General features: G+C 71.4%; 8 protein-coding genes (1 of these 8 running past the window's edge). 3 read left to right on the forward strand and 5 right to left on the reverse strand.

Annotated features, from left to right (window positions below):
* On the forward strand, positions 1-4,302 hold the 3' portion of the coding sequence (locus ABZS42_RS02960) for a toxin glutamine deamidase domain-containing protein (RefSeq protein WP_355141946.1). It extends 22,914 nt beyond the left edge of the window; only the last 4,302 of its 27,216 coding nucleotides appear in the window; its start codon lies beyond the left edge, outside the window; the stop codon is at positions 4,300-4,302.
* Positions 4,303-4,418: 116 nt separating this feature from the next.
* On the opposite strand, the gene ABZS42_RS02965 is transcribed toward ABZS42_RS02960, so the two are convergent.
* The 3 genes from ABZS42_RS02965 to ABZS42_RS02975 all read right to left on the reverse strand — a co-directional run bounded on the left by ABZS42_RS02965 (position 4,419) and on the right by ABZS42_RS02975 (position 9,044).
* Positions 4,419-7,205: a M36 family metallopeptidase gene (locus ABZS42_RS02965; RefSeq protein ID WP_355141948.1), complete on the reverse strand. Its 2,787-nt coding sequence runs from the start codon at positions 7,203-7,205 to the stop codon at positions 4,419-4,421.
* Between the two features lie 463 nt (positions 7,206-7,668).
* Entirely contained in the window at positions 7,669-8,679 is a 1,011-nt protein-coding gene (locus ABZS42_RS02970; RefSeq protein WP_355141950.1) for a hypothetical protein, read from the reverse strand.
* Complete coding sequence (locus ABZS42_RS02975) at positions 8,676-9,044, reverse strand: GntR family transcriptional regulator (protein WP_355141953.1); 369 nt, start codon at positions 9,042-9,044, stop codon at positions 8,676-8,678. Before ABZS42_RS02975 ends, ABZS42_RS02970 begins: the two co-directional genes overlap by 4 nt.
* 224 nt (positions 9,045-9,268) lie before the next feature.
* Between ABZS42_RS02975 and ABZS42_RS02980 the strand changes: the two genes are divergently transcribed.
* Together ABZS42_RS02980 and ABZS42_RS02985 are read left to right on the forward strand one after the other, a co-directional pair.
* Entirely contained in the window at positions 9,269-11,185 is a 1,917-nt protein-coding gene (locus tag ABZS42_RS02980) for a glycerophosphodiester phosphodiesterase family protein (protein WP_355141955.1), read from the forward strand.
* Between the two features lie 183 nt (positions 11,186-11,368).
* The gene (locus tag ABZS42_RS02985; protein ID WP_355141957.1) at positions 11,369-11,920 is read left to right on the forward strand and encodes a DUF5872 domain-containing protein; all 552 of its coding nucleotides are present in this window, start codon (positions 11,369-11,371) and stop codon (positions 11,918-11,920) included.
* A 94-nt stretch (positions 11,921-12,014) separates the two neighbouring features.
* On the opposite strand, the gene ABZS42_RS02990 is transcribed toward ABZS42_RS02985, so the two are convergent.
* Both ABZS42_RS02990 and ABZS42_RS02995 read right to left on the reverse strand, forming a co-directional pair.
* Positions 12,015-12,758: a zf-HC2 domain-containing protein gene (locus ABZS42_RS02990; RefSeq protein WP_355141959.1), complete on the reverse strand. Its 744-nt coding sequence runs from the start codon at positions 12,756-12,758 to the stop codon at positions 12,015-12,017.
* Between the two features lie 77 nt (positions 12,759-12,835).
* Positions 12,836-13,405, reverse strand: coding sequence for a sigma-70 family RNA polymerase sigma factor (locus tag ABZS42_RS02995; protein ID WP_355141961.1), 570 nt, complete (start codon positions 13,403-13,405; stop codon positions 12,836-12,838).
* Positions 13,406-13,513: the final 108 nt, after the last annotated feature.

The following is a 13,513-nucleotide window of genomic DNA, read 5'->3' on the forward strand; positions in this document are numbered from 1 at the left end:
GCCGGTGTGACCGGCACGGTCCTCTTCCGGCTTCCGGTGCCACAGGCGTTCGCGCACAGGTATCCGGTCGACATCACCGATTTCCGGCAGCCGCTGCCGCCCGGAACGGCGACCGTCCCCTATGCCCCCGGTCTGATCGACGACGGCAGCACGCCGGCGAGCGAGTTGCACGACGCGATCCTGCCGCACCACGTGGCACGCGGGCGGGGCATCGGCATGGGGCTGGCCAAGGTGGACGATGCCGTCGCCGCGCGACTGCGCCGGCAGATCCTGGCCGAGCTGCGCCGCACCGGGTACGTCCCGTACCGCGCGCGGCACCCGTTCGCGAAGAACCCGAAGCTCGGCAGCGACCTGCGCATCGGCCGCAACAGCCGGTTCGCGAACCTCTCCGACGTCAACAAGTTCGTCTCCAGCAACGCCTTCTCCGCCTACTACGACCAGCTCCACCAGGACGGCTTCTCGTTCACCCTGCGCGGCGACCCGAGGGACGGCCGGCTACGGCAGGCCCGGGTGACCATCGAGGCGACGCAGGACCCGGCCGAGCTGGGCCGGCTCGGCGATAACAACAACTCGGCCCACCTGCAACGGCGGACGAACGATTACCACCTGGTGAACCTGTCGATCGGCGGCAGCGCGGGTTCGTACACCGCGAGCGGGTCCCGGGCGTTCTCGGTCGGTCCGCGTTTCTCTGCCGGTGTGCGGCTGATGCAGACCTGGGGCGTCGGGCTGGAGTACGCCCGCACGAAGGGCGCATCGCAGACCGCCGGCCTGGTGCTCAACGAGCCTCAGCTGCTGGAGTACCCGGGCGCTTCGCACGAGTACCGCTTGCCGAGCCGGTTCCGGGCCCGCGTCGAGTACGGCCACCGGACCCGCCGGCGGGGGCCGGACGCAGCGGCGCGCCGTTCCGGCGGTGCCGACGTGTCACGCGCAGGTCGACGCCGGGATGGGGCCTCCGCACGCACCTGGAACAGCGGCCAGGTCGACGGCACGTCGACGGTCCATCTCATACCCGGGCTGAACACGCAGCGCCTCGCGGCGACCCCGACGGGCCGGCCCACCGACCTGAGTGTGATCGAGCACGCGGTCATCTACTACGTGGACGCCACCGGCCTGCTCGGGGCGGCGCGCGGCCTCCAGCCCACGCTGACCGGCCCGGGCCGGCCGGGCGACGAGGACGTGGCGAACTTCGTCAGCACCACCTCGGTACGGTCCTACCTGAAGGAGATCCTGCAGGACGAGTACGGGTCCGAAAACTTCTTCAAGTCCGGGTTCTTCGGCCACAAGCAGGGTGCGCTCGGGGTGCGTGGCGCGCTCGGCGCGAGCGCGTTCGTCGGCGCGACCGCCGACAAGTTCGTCTCCGGTCTCATCAAGCTGTCCCTGTCCCAGACGTCCCACTCGCACAGCAGCGGTCACGGCATCAGGTTCTCGGCCGACGACACGCTGCGCGTCCCGCTGACCGAGGTCGACAACCTCGCCTCCGTCACGGGCCAGAGCTCCGCCTGGTTCAGGGTCGGCTCGAACAAGTCGACGTCCATGTCGCGCACCGGCGGCAAGGAGATCCTGGAACTGGGCTTCCATCGCGCCTACGCCTTCCTGAGCACCGTCGACCTCACGGTGAGTGGAGTGCGTGAGTCGCACGGGAAGTTCCGGCCCACCGGGGTGGACCGGCCCGCTTCGGAGCACGTCGGTCAGCGTCCGATGGTCTACCTGCTTCCGGAGCCCGAGGCGCTCGCCCGGTACGGCGAGGGCCACCTGCCCATCGACCACGACCAGCTGATGGACGCGCTCCGGCGGTGGAAGGACGGTAACGGGGACCCGGCGGAACGGCTCGAACTCAACGCGCGGGTGGTACGTGCCGTGCTGGACCGGATGGACCGGGAGTCGGAAGGGCTGGCGGAGGACCGGGACCGGGACGAGCGGACGGCGTTGGGGGGCCTGCTGGCCGACCCCACCTACGACGCGCTCAGCAACCGACTCCTCGAACTCGGGCTGAACAGCGTCGACGAGTTGAACATCCCCGCCCATCTGGAGCCGGGTGGCCCGGTCGCCATCGGGCACAGCGGCGTCCACTCGTTGACGTTCTACCGGCCCGCCCCGGCGGACGACGTGCCCGGCGCAACCGGCCCGGCGGGCACCGCCGGCACGCAGGACGGACCCGCACCCGCTCGGCGGACGATCCGCCCGATCGACATGCTGCGCGAGGCGATCGAGAAGGCGGCGCCCGGACTGCTCGGTGCCCACCGCACGGAGTGGACGCCGAACAAGGCGGACCGGAGCACCCTGGAGGTGTGGTACCGCCGCGTCGTCGGCGAGAAGGTCGTCATGGGCAGGCTCGTCGGTGGCCTGGACCTCATCGACGGTCTCTTCTCGGGAACCCGACTGCACCCGATGATCGAGGATCTGGTGCAGGTGCACGGTGCCACGCTGCTCCTGACCAACCGGGTGGGTCCGCTCCTCGCCGACGTGGTGGAGATCAAACTACGGCTGACGCTGAACTCCCGGCCGGAGATCTTCGACTTCGTCACCAAGACCGGCATCGAGAACTACAGCCACGCGCACAGCGGGCAGAGTGAGAGCCGGTCGAAGAGTTTCTCCTACGGTTTCTCGCCGGCCAAGACCGGTTTCGGTGGTGCCGGGAACACCTCGAACACCAGTGGCACCGCCGACGTCAACTTCTCCGGCGGGACCAGCTCCGGCGTGACCCGGTCGCATCAGAGCACAGAGGAGCAGACCGTGTACGACTGGGTCGCCCACTACCGTGCCCGCTCGGCCGTCTCGTTCGACATCGAGGTCGTGCGCCTCAACATGGCCAACCGGCCGATCAGCAACGTGCTCACCGACGTCTACCGGCACGTGACCGGACGCGACGAGCCGGTACGGCGCAGCTTCGACGGCGAGCTGGTGCTGAAGCTGCCGCACAGCATCGCCGAGGCCCGCCGGCTGCCGGGTTCTCTCGACGAGAGCGACCTGAGGCCGCTCACCCGGCTGCCGGGCGACAAGTACATCGTCAGTGCCCGGCTCGACGACGCGCTCACCGTGGGATGGGACCTGCTCGGCCGGATGTTCGGCACCGAAGCCAACGACGCGACCTTCCGCTCGGCGATCACCCTGCAGCCGCTGCTCTCGCCGAGCCACCTCAGCAACTTCCTGCACAAGGCGGTGGCGGGCGGACGCCACAAGCTCGCGGACGACATCTTCCTGCCGGGCCACTCCGGGACCCGGGCCAGCCTGTACCTGGTGGGCGAGCTCTACCACCTCAAGGTGCTCTACCCCATCGAGGGCAGCGGCACGGGCCGGTACGCGAAGGACCAGGCCGGTACGAGCGTCAGCGCCAACCGGAGCCACCTGCGCGCGGCCGCGGTGGGTGGCGCCAACCAGGGTCAGCCGCTCGGCGTCAACGACGCCGCGCCCCCGACCGATCCGGCGCACACGCACAGCAGCGGGTTGAACACCGAACAGTCCCGCGTCGCGCCGCGCGGAGACGGCATCGGGCAGACTGTCAACTACCGGTACGAGCAGCACCTCAAGCAGCAGGGACGGCTCTACGCGGTCGAGATGCGGTTCGTGGGCCATCTCGAGGCGGACCGCACCGAGGACGGCGTTCCCAACGGCAGGTTCGTCAGCGACCCCATCATGGGCCCGGTCTACGCCCAGCTCTTCGGCTACGAGGTGGTGGACCTGCTGGAGCAGCTGGAGGGCTCGCCGGATCCGGAGCCGACGATCGACCCGAGCGCCTGGCCCCGCCCCGACGCGCACACCCCCCGCCACAACCTGGACCAGTTGTTCAGCGGGGCGCTGCGGGGCGGCGGGGACCACCTCGCCGTCGCCGAGGAGATCTCCCGTTACCTCCGCGGCCACGCCCGCACCAACCAGGTCGTGCTCTCCTCCTCCGTCTCCCGCCAGGTCTACGAGCGGTACCTGGTCGTCGAGGGGTGGGCGATCGACCAGCTCGGCTCGCACGACCGCGCCGCGGCCGAGCGGCTGCGGCAGCAGCGGGGCGAGGCTCGTTACCAGCTCATGTGGCAGATGGCCGGCATCGCGTCGCCGCCGCCGTCGCAGATCGAGGCGCTGCGCGACCGCACCGCCGGCCTGATCGACCTGGTGCACGGGTACGACGCCTCGCTCACTCCGCCCGACGGGTTCGCCCCCGAGACGTACGACCCGTTGCTCACCGCCCGACTGATCGCCCGCAACCTGCACCGGTACGTGCACCTCACGGTGACCCTCACCGACGGCAGCCCGGTACGTCTGCGCATCGATCCCACCGGCCACGCCGTACTCGACGAGGAGTCGGAGGTCTGACGGCGTATACGTCGCCGTCCGGCGGTCCGGGCCGGGCGTCGCCGGCGACGACCCGGTGGTACGGCCGGAGGGAGCGCCCCGATCGGGACGCTCCCTCCGTCTTCGGATGTGCCGGGTCAGCCGTTGAACTTGAAGTAGGCGCGGTACTGGAGGCCGTCGTCGAGGGTCATGACGAATTCACGGCAGGTGCCGGCCCAGGCCGAGTCGGTCTTCCACGGGTAGTTGTACCGACCGTTCGCGTTCACCGACATCTTCGACCCGCCCGGGTTGCGCGCGGCGACCGGGAGGGGCCGGGGGGTGACGGCGCCGTCGGGTCCGACGGTCTGCAGGGTGTCGCAGTCGACCAGCCGCGAGTAGGGCGAGCCACTCGCGAGGATGTCCAGGCCGCGGTTGCCGGCCAGTTGGAACTTCATCGGTACGGCGTCACCCGCGTCGACCGTGTTCAGGGCCGGTTGCGCGGCCCGGCCGATGAAGTCGGCCCGGCAGGACGGGTGGGTGTCGAACGCCTCGCTGTTGTCGTTGCGTCCGGTGGTGCCCTGGACCGCGCTGTAGCCGAGGCCGCGCCGGGCGAAGGACGCCCACAAAGTGCAGGCGTTCTCCCCGCCGGTGAGTACCGCGTCGGCGGCGATGATGGCGTTGCGCCCGGTCACGAAACCGGGGCCGCAGCCCTGCATCTTCATACCGTCGATCACCAGCTGGAGGGCGAGGTTGTTGCCGCCGGTGTTCCACGGCTCGTAGACGTTCGGGTTGAACCCGTGCCGGTCGACGAGGTCCCAGGTCATGTCGTACAGCACGGCCGCCCAGCCGTGCCCGATGCCGTGCGGCGCGGCGAGCGAGGTGCCGTCCAGCCAGCCGCCGGTCTTGATGCTGTCGTAGGTGAACGGCTGGATCTCCATGTTCCGCGAGTACGGCCGCGGCCGGATGCCCGGGCCCACCCGGCTGTCCTGGAACAGGGCGTACTGGCCGTAGCCGCGGGCGTTCTCCGGGTCGTCGATGGCGGGGTTGAGCAGCGAGGTGATCGCGAGGAAGTCGCTCCAGCCCTCCCCCATCTGCTCCTCTCCGGTCAGGCAGTTGACCGTCGGGCCACCGGTGAGCCGGTTGGACACGCCGTGGCCGTACTCGTGGAAGATCGTCTCGGAGCGGAACGAGGCGTCCCGCATGGCGGGGCGGTCCAGGTTGCGCTGCACCCGGCCGGCGGCCGGCAGGCTGGCCCTGATGCCGGCCCCGTCGGCCTGGCTCACCATGACGGCGGGGATGCCGACGGCCGGGTCCATGGAGCCGTTCATCACCGCGGGCGCGCCCGCGACGTTGTTGACGACCACCACCGCCGCCGCGCCCGCCGTCTCGGCGTTGACGACCTGGGTGTGGTAGTTGCAGGAGCCGCTGCGGTCGACCACGGCGATGGCGCCGCCGGGCAGGGTGTACGGGGTGCAGCCGTCACCGTTGGTTCCGACTCCGTCGTTCACCTGCACCAGCTGACCGGCGAACCCGGCGCTGGTGGGCGCGGGGGTGAACCGCGCGTACTCCGCCTCGTACGTACCGGCGGCGGAGCCCGAGTCGATCGTCACCGTGTTCGGCAGGCCGAACTGGTTGCCCGGCCAGAGGAACATCTGCATCCGCGGCCGGCCACCGTCCATCGCCGGGGTGGAGAAGTTGGCGTTGTTCTGGCCGGAGCCGTCGTGCGCCTCGCACTGCACGTCGTCGCCGCCGTTGCCGCCCCGCCCGTAGTTGTTGACCTGGAAGTTGCCGGACGCCTCGTCGAAGCCGTACCGGTAGGTCAGGTCGTGCACGACGTTGCACCAGTAGAACTGGTTCACCACGGCGGCCTTGCTGTACGTCTGCGGGTGCTCGTTCAGGTCGGCCGGGAAGTTGAAGGTGAGGCCGGCTCCGCCGTCGGCCGGGCTGCCCGGGTCGATCTGGTTGTTGGCGTCCTGGTCGGTGTAGGCGTGCGCGTTGTTGCCCCGGGTGGTGGTGTACTCGGCACCCGGCGCACCGTCGGTGTCGTGCCACCCGTACGGCGAGGCGTCGCCGTCGGCCGGGTTGGTCACGAGGGTCTGCGGGCCGTCGTTCGGGTCGCCCTTCGGGAACTCGAAGACGCGGTAGCTCGACCCGTCGTCGACCGGGTTCGGCGGGGTGATCCGAGCGGCCGGGACGTTCGTGGTGGCGAGCGTCGGGGTCGGCGCCGGCCGGCGGCCCAGGGTGGCGGCGAGTTCGGCCGGGGCGTCCTGGTGGGTCCAGTCGTCGGCGCCGAGCAGTTCCCCGGTCTCGGCGTCGACAGTGGCGTTCCACAGATGGACGTCGGTGGAGTCGTCGATCACCATCTGCCAGGCGAGACGCAGCCCCTTGTCGGTGGGCTGCCAGCCCAGCTTGGCCGGGATGGGCTGTTCGGAGATTCCACCGCCGGAGACGACGGTGCGCTGCGCGGCACCAGCGCTGCGGCTCATCACCCGCGGGGTGGCCGGTTCGGCCAGGTCGAGGCCGTCGGCTGCGGCCCGCACCGCCTCCACGGCGTCCAACGCGGCGACCTTGGTGGCCGCCTCGGGCAGTCCGGTGACCAGCGAGTCGCCGACGAAGACGACGCTGCCGTCGCGGGCCACGTTGACGGTGGCGGTGGCGCCGAAGATCTCCAGGTCCTGGTGGCGCTGGGCCAGATTGACGTGGGTCACGCCGTTGTGCGGGCTGGTGTAGCTGGAGGCCACGGCGAGGTCCGAGAGGTCGGCGGCGGCGACGCCGTGTTCGGCCGGATGCGCCCGCAGGTAGCGGACGGCGATCTCGTTCGGCGCGCCCTCGTTCGGGCCGGTGAGGAAGGCCGTTCTGCCCGGGGCGGTTTCGTCCGGCTCGGCCCAGGCGGGTTGCGCGACCAGCGGCGTCAGGGACACGACGAGCGCCGTGGACAGCAACAACGCGGCATGGCGTCGCCTACGTGACGGTTGTAGGGGCACGTTGCTCCTTCGGGGGGTCGGTACCGCGCGCCCGCCGCCCGTGGACCGCCGTGGCGGTGCGTCGCCCAGCTCCCGCGGCGACCATCCGGCAGTCACGTGCGGCGACCACGCCGGCACGAAGAGCACCGACGCTACGGCCCGACCGGCGGGCCCTTCATCAGACACGTGGCGCAACATCGAAGCAGGTCACTCCTACTCCTGTCGCGGCCGGCGGGACGTACTCGTCGGACAGCGCCGGTCCGGGCTCGGTCGGTGGCGCCACGGCGACGAACTCGGTGGTCAACTCGGGCAGGGTCACGTGCGGTCAGACGGGGCGGACCGTGACGGTCACGATCACCGGCGCCGACCTCGCCGGGCGGTCCAGCCCGAGCACCGGAGCCAGGGGAACACGGGGTTCGGCGTCGGAGCCCGGACGGAGTGGTGCTCAACCAGCCGCGACTCGTGCGCGGAGCGTGTTAACGGTGTCGACCGCCGTGGGAACGTCGCGGCAGGTGACGAGACGTCGGGTGCCGTCGGTCAGCCGGAGGGCCAGCACTCGGCCCGGCAGCAGTGGAAGCGAGGGGTCGGTGGCGCCCCGCAACATCCCGCGGGCGAGCCACACCGACGCGTCGAGGCGAGCCTCCTCAGCCGAGGAGATCGCGGTGAGCGGCAGACGCCACCGGTACAGGCCGAAGGCGAAGCGAACCTCGCGCGCATCGATGGCCAGTCGGTAGCGGGAGAACAGGAGCAGGATGGGCGCGACCACGGTAGGCGCCAGTCCCGCCCAGCCCGGCAGGCCGACGAGCGGCACCAGCAGAGCGGCGAGCAGCGGACCGGCGATCGCGAGTGCGGCCGCCGCCCACACCACCGGGCGCAGGGAACGCGACTCCCACCAGAGCAGGCGTTCGCCGTCGCCCGCAGCCTGGGCGGTCCGGGCCGTCGCGGTGTCGCCGGCGGTCGCCGGGCCGGTGCCGGGGCGCTGCGCCGGGACCTGGCCGGCCAGCAGGAGTGCCACCAGGCCGGCTGCGGCCGCGGCCGCGGCCGACCCGGCCATGATCGCGGCGAAGTAGGCCCAGGAGATGCGCACGTCGGCGGCGGTGGCCGCGTCGAGCGCCGCCCCGAGCACCATGAGCAGGATCGTCACCACCGCGCCGGTGAGGGCGGCGACCACGACCTGGGCACCGGCGCGCAGCCAGTGCCGGGGTGTCCGGGGCAGCCAACCGGCAGCGAGGAACCCGGCGAGCCCGGCGATCCACACGGCGAGGGACACTCCGATCAGGATCGTGGCCAGCATGTCCACCGAGATCGTCGTCACCAGCGGCTGGTCACCGACGCCACCCTGATTGGGCAGGCGATCCGGCAGACGTCCACGCCACGCCAGCGTCATCGCGACGGCGCAACCGAGCAGTACGCCCGGCAGGAGCCCGATACCGGCGATCCAACGTGCAGTCCTCATTCGCCCGCATCCTTCACGTACTGCTTGCGTACCAGCGCGACGAGCTCGTCCAGGCCGACGCCGGCGCGCCGCGCATCGGCCACCAGCCGGCGCACCCACTCGATCACCTGCGCCTGCTCCTGGGGCACCGCGCCGGTCACGACAGCGCCACGGCCGCGCCGCAGCTCGATCAGCCCGTCGTCACGCAGTGCCGCATAGGCCCGCAACACCGTGTGCATGTTGACGTTCAAGGTGTCGGCGAGTTCCCGGGCAGCGGGCAGACGGTCACCCCGTCGTACCGCTCCGTCAGCCAACGCGCGGCGTACGCTCGCCGCGATCTGCTCGGCCAGCGGCATCCCGCTCTCCGGCACAACACTGAACAACATGTTCGCATTCTACTAGAACAAGTGACACAGGAATCAAGCATTGACCGATCGAACCACGGCGGGTTCGAGCGGTGCTCCGTCCGCCATGGAGGACGCGGCACGGCACGGCTCGCGCCCCGGACCTCCATGCCGGACCGAACCGGTCGGTCGCGTACATCTGGCGTTACGGCGTCGGCCACGCTCAATTGACGGCGGATTCGGACGCCCTCCGTAGCGTCCCGGCCATGACTGTCCCATCCGCACCTTCACCGCTCGGCGGCGCCGCCGCGAGGCTCGCCGTGACGCGTACCCGCGCCGTCGCCGTCGCCGCCGCGCTCGCCATGGCCGGCGGCGCCACCGCGATGGCCATCACCAGCTCGTCGCCCGCCGCAGCCGAACCGGGCGCCGTCGTCGTCTCGGAGGACTTCTCCTCCGGGTCACTGCCCGCCAGCTGGAACGCGGTCGACGGAGCCTGGAAGGTCGAGAACGGTCGGCTGTACGGGACCTCGGCCAGTGCGAACGCGAACAACAAGATCACCTTTGGTCGGCACCTGAACGACTTCCGGTTCGAGGCGACCATGCGCTTCGAGTCGGTCTCCGCCGCCACCCGTTGGGCCTCGCTCGGCATCGACGTGTCGGCCGACGGCGCCACTCCATGGTGGATCGCCACGATGCGCAGCGGCACCACCGCCACCAACGGACTCGAGTTCGCCCAGCGGACCACGGCCGACGCGTGGGTGGTGACGAATACCGCCGCCGCGCCGTACGCCGCCGGCACCGGCCGGGACGTGCGGGTCGCGGTCGAGGTGCACGGCAACCAGGCCCGCTGGATCTTCGACGGACGCGAGGCGATGCGGACCAGCAGCCTCCGGCGCTCCACCGACGGCGTCCAGGCGCTGTTCGTCAACGGCGGCACCGTGTCGTACGACGACATCCTCGTCACCGAGCTGCCGCCGAACGGCTACCTCCGCCCCGAGGGCAGCCCGTTCACGGTGATCGCGCACCGTGGCGCGTCCGCCGCCGCGCCGGAGAACACCCTGGTCGCGCAGGAGATCGCGCGCAAGGGCGGCGCCGACTGGATCGAGAACGACGTCCAGCCGAGCAAGGACGGGATCCCGTTCATCCTGCACGACGACACCGTCGACCGGACCACCGACGGGACCGGGAACATCCGCAACCTGACCGCCGCGCAGATCAAGGCGCTGGACGCCGGCTCCTGGTTCGGTCCGCAGTACGTCGGTGAGCGGGTGCCGACCCTCGCCGAGCAGCTGGCCGACCTGCGTACCCGGGGTGGCAACCTGCTGCTGGAGATCAAGGGCAAGCACACCAGGGACGAGGTCGCCACGATCATTCAGGTGATCCGGGACGAGCGGATGATGAGCCGGGTCTTCGTCCAGAGCTTCGAGGTCGACGCGCTCAAGTACACCTACGAGCTCGCCCCCGAGCTGCCGCTCGGCCTGCTCCGCAGCAGCCTCGACGCCGACCCGGTGGCGATCTCCAAGGAGCTGCACCTGACCGCGTACAACCCGGACGGCAACGCGCTGCTGGCCAAGCCGGAGGTGATCGCCCCGCTGCACGCCGCTGGGGTCGCGGTGATGGCCTGGACGATGGACTCCGCCAGCCTGTGGCAGCGCCTGGAGCGGATCGGCACCGACGCGATCATTACCAACCGCGCATCGGAGTTGGTCGGTTGGAACTCCGCGTTCATGCAGCGGGCCTCCGCCGAGCCGACCGTGGAGATCGCTTCGCCTGCCGACGGTGCGCGGCTCGACCGGGCCCAGTCCCCGGTGATCGCGGTCGCCGCGACCAACGCGGACACCGTCAGCGTCACGCTGGACGGCGAGAAGTCGGCCGCCGGGCGGCAGCTCGACCTGGCCGAGCTGACCGCGGGTCGGCACACCATCACCGCCGAGGTGACCGGCCCCGAGGGCACCGCCACGGCGACCAGCACCTTCACCGTGACGGTCAGCCAGGCCGGGCTCGGCTACCTGATCCTCACGTCGGGGGCCGACGAGTCCGCCGTCAACACGATGAGCGTCAAGCTGGCGCACGGCCAGTACGCACAGCTGGCCGGGTGGGTGGACCGGCAGGCCGGAGAGGCCGTACCGGCCGAGGCCGCCGCCGTCATCGCCGCCGACGCCCGGGCCCTCGCACCGCGCTGATCTCGCCACAGTGGAGTCCCCGCCGTCGCTGCCGACGGCGGGGACTCCTTCGTCACGGGTCAGCGACACCCTCGGCAGTCCGTGCCGCACCGGCCCGCGACCAGGTCTCCGCGCCGCGCGAGGCCGACGCACCGGAGAATCGCGTGCAGGCATACGCCCCTCGGCCCCGGGTAGCCCGCTGGCATGGTGCGGTACACGGACCCGGAGCTGAGACAGAAGATCAAGAACGAGATCCAGGCCTCCGACAAGGGCGGCAGACCGGGCCAGTGGTCGGCACGTAAGTCGCAGCTGCTCACGAAGGAGTACCAGAAGCGGGGCGGGGGCTACCAGGGCCCACGGGACGAGCGGCAGCGGAATCTGCAGCGCTGGGGTCAGGAGCAGTGGCAGACCAGGGAAGGCGGTACGCGGGCGCGCAGGGACGGCGAGACGAGCCGTTACCTGCCCAAACGGGCCTGGGCAGAGCTTTCCGACAAGGAGCGCCGCGCGACCGACGTCAAGAAGCGAAAGGCGTCAAGATCCGGCCGACAGTACGTTTCAAACACCGGGCCGGCCAAACGGGCACGCAGCGACACCACGTCGATCGACCGGCTGTTGGACCTGCGGGTCGTCGAGGCGATCAAGCGCGTGCCCCATCTCGAGACGGGGCAGCTCAGGGCCGCGCTGCGGCGCGAGCGCGACGGCAAGGGACGTAAGACGCTCGTCCAGCGGCTGGAGACCGAACTCGACAGGCGCTGACCTCTCCCGGCCGGCCCGCGCGAACCCCGCGGGCCCCGGGATCGGCCGGCGTTCCCGCCGGCCGCCGAGGCACCCGGCGACCCTGGCGCGTCGCTCACGCTGCCGTGCGGTCCCGATGGTGTGCCGAGCCGGGATAGGGCGGCAGGAGCCGCAGATTCGGCACCTCGGTCTCGCCCTCCGCCGGAAGACGCCAGTGGGCCTCGTCGTCGCGTCCCCGGCTGGCGGGTCCGTCCGGGCGCAGTCGGGGCCGGGACAGCGCGATGACGATCGCGTAACCGGCGAGCAGGAACCCGTGACTGACCAGCCTGGCCGCCTCCACCCGACCGGTCACCATGTCGTTGGCCGACAACAGCACCAGCGTGCCGACGAACGCGCTCAACATCGGCACCAGCCCGGTGGGCGGGGTGCGCCGGGCCGCCACGAAGAGGAATCCAGCGCCGACGGCGACGTTCCACGCCGCGGATTCGTGCCAGAGGTGCCCCGAAGCCAGCGCGTCCGTGGGGTGCGGGTGTTCGCCGGTGACACCGCGACCGATCTGGGTCAACCCCAGGACGAGCTGCATTGCGCCGACCAGACCCAGCGCACCCCTGAGCGTGAGCAGCAGCCGCTTGCGCCGGTCGCGCTTCGCGGGCAGCGCCGCCAGGACCACGTCGGTGAGGTCGCGGCCGGCCGCCGGGACGGAGAGGCGGGCCCGACGGGTCACTGCCGCGGCCCGGTCGTACCACGTCCGGCAGTCGTCGCACTCGGCCAGATGAGTCTCGGCCGCCGCCCGCTCGGCGGGCGACTCCTCGCCGTCGAGCTGCGCCGACAGAACATCACGCCACTGCTCACACCTCATGTACCGGTAGTCGGAACGGCGGCCGCGCTGGTTCCCGCGGGTTTCGCTCCGACGCAGGTCAGCGGCGATGCCGGGCGTCAGCCGACCTGGCCGCCGCCGCGACGTGCCGCCGATCCCGACCGGACGTCCATGGCGACGAGCAGATCTTCGCGAGCGCGGGCCACCCGGGAACGGATGGTGCCCACCGGGCAGTCGCAGACCTCGGCGGCCTCGGCGTACGACAGACCCAGCACCTGGGTGGCGACGAACGCCTCCCGCCGGTCGTCCGGTAACGCCGCGATGAGCCGTTCCAGCACCACCTGGCGCTCGAAGCCGCCCCGGGCGGCGTCAGTCGTGTCGTACCCGTCGGGCATCGGCACCGTCCGGGGGCGGGACATGGCGGCCCGGACGTGATCGACGGCCACCCGGCGGGCGATGGCGAGCAGCCACGTTCGCGCGGAGGATCGCCCGGCGAACGACGGCAGCGACCGCACCGCCCGCAGGAACGTCTCCTGCGCCAGGTCGTCCGCCTCGGAGGGAGCGGTCAGCGCCGCGAGGAACCGCCGCACCTGCGGCTGGGTCGCCTGGACGAACCGGGCGGCGGCGGCGCGGTCACCCCGGGCGGCAGCCAGCGCCCATCCGGTGATCTCCGCCTCGTCGTCCGCCATCTCCACCTCCGGTCACGCCGCCGAGCCACGGCCGCAGTACGACAAACTGTAGTAACAGGTTGGCAGCGTATCCCATCCGCGTGAGCGGCAGAGTAGGAAGTTTCGTAC

The organism is Micromonospora sp. NPDC005367, assembly GCF_040606825.1.
Taxonomy (GTDB): domain Bacteria; phylum Actinomycetota; class Actinomycetes; order Mycobacteriales; family Micromonosporaceae; genus Micromonospora.

Excerpts from the sequence above, each read along its gene's own strand:
- ABZS42_RS02985 (WP_355141957.1), top strand. The coding sequence starts at position 11,369 with ATGGTGCGGTACACGGACCCGGAGCTGAGACAGAAGATCAAGAACGAG.
- ABZS42_RS02970 (WP_355141950.1), bottom strand. The coding sequence starts at position 8,679 with ATGAGGACTGCACGTTGGATCGCCGGTATCGGGCTCCTGCCGGGCGTA.
- ABZS42_RS02980 (WP_355141955.1), top strand. The coding sequence starts at position 9,269 with ATGACTGTCCCATCCGCACCTTCACCGCTCGGCGGCGCCGCCGCGAGG.
- ABZS42_RS02975 (WP_355141953.1), bottom strand. The coding sequence starts at position 9,044 with ATGTTGTTCAGTGTTGTGCCGGAGAGCGGGATGCCGCTGGCCGAGCAG.
- ABZS42_RS02995 (WP_355141961.1), bottom strand. The coding sequence starts at position 13,405 with ATGGCGGACGACGAGGCGGAGATCACCGGATGGGCGCTGGCTGCCGCC.
- ABZS42_RS02990 (WP_355141959.1), bottom strand. The coding sequence starts at position 12,758 with ATGAGGTGTGAGCAGTGGCGTGATGTTCTGTCGGCGCAGCTCGACGGC.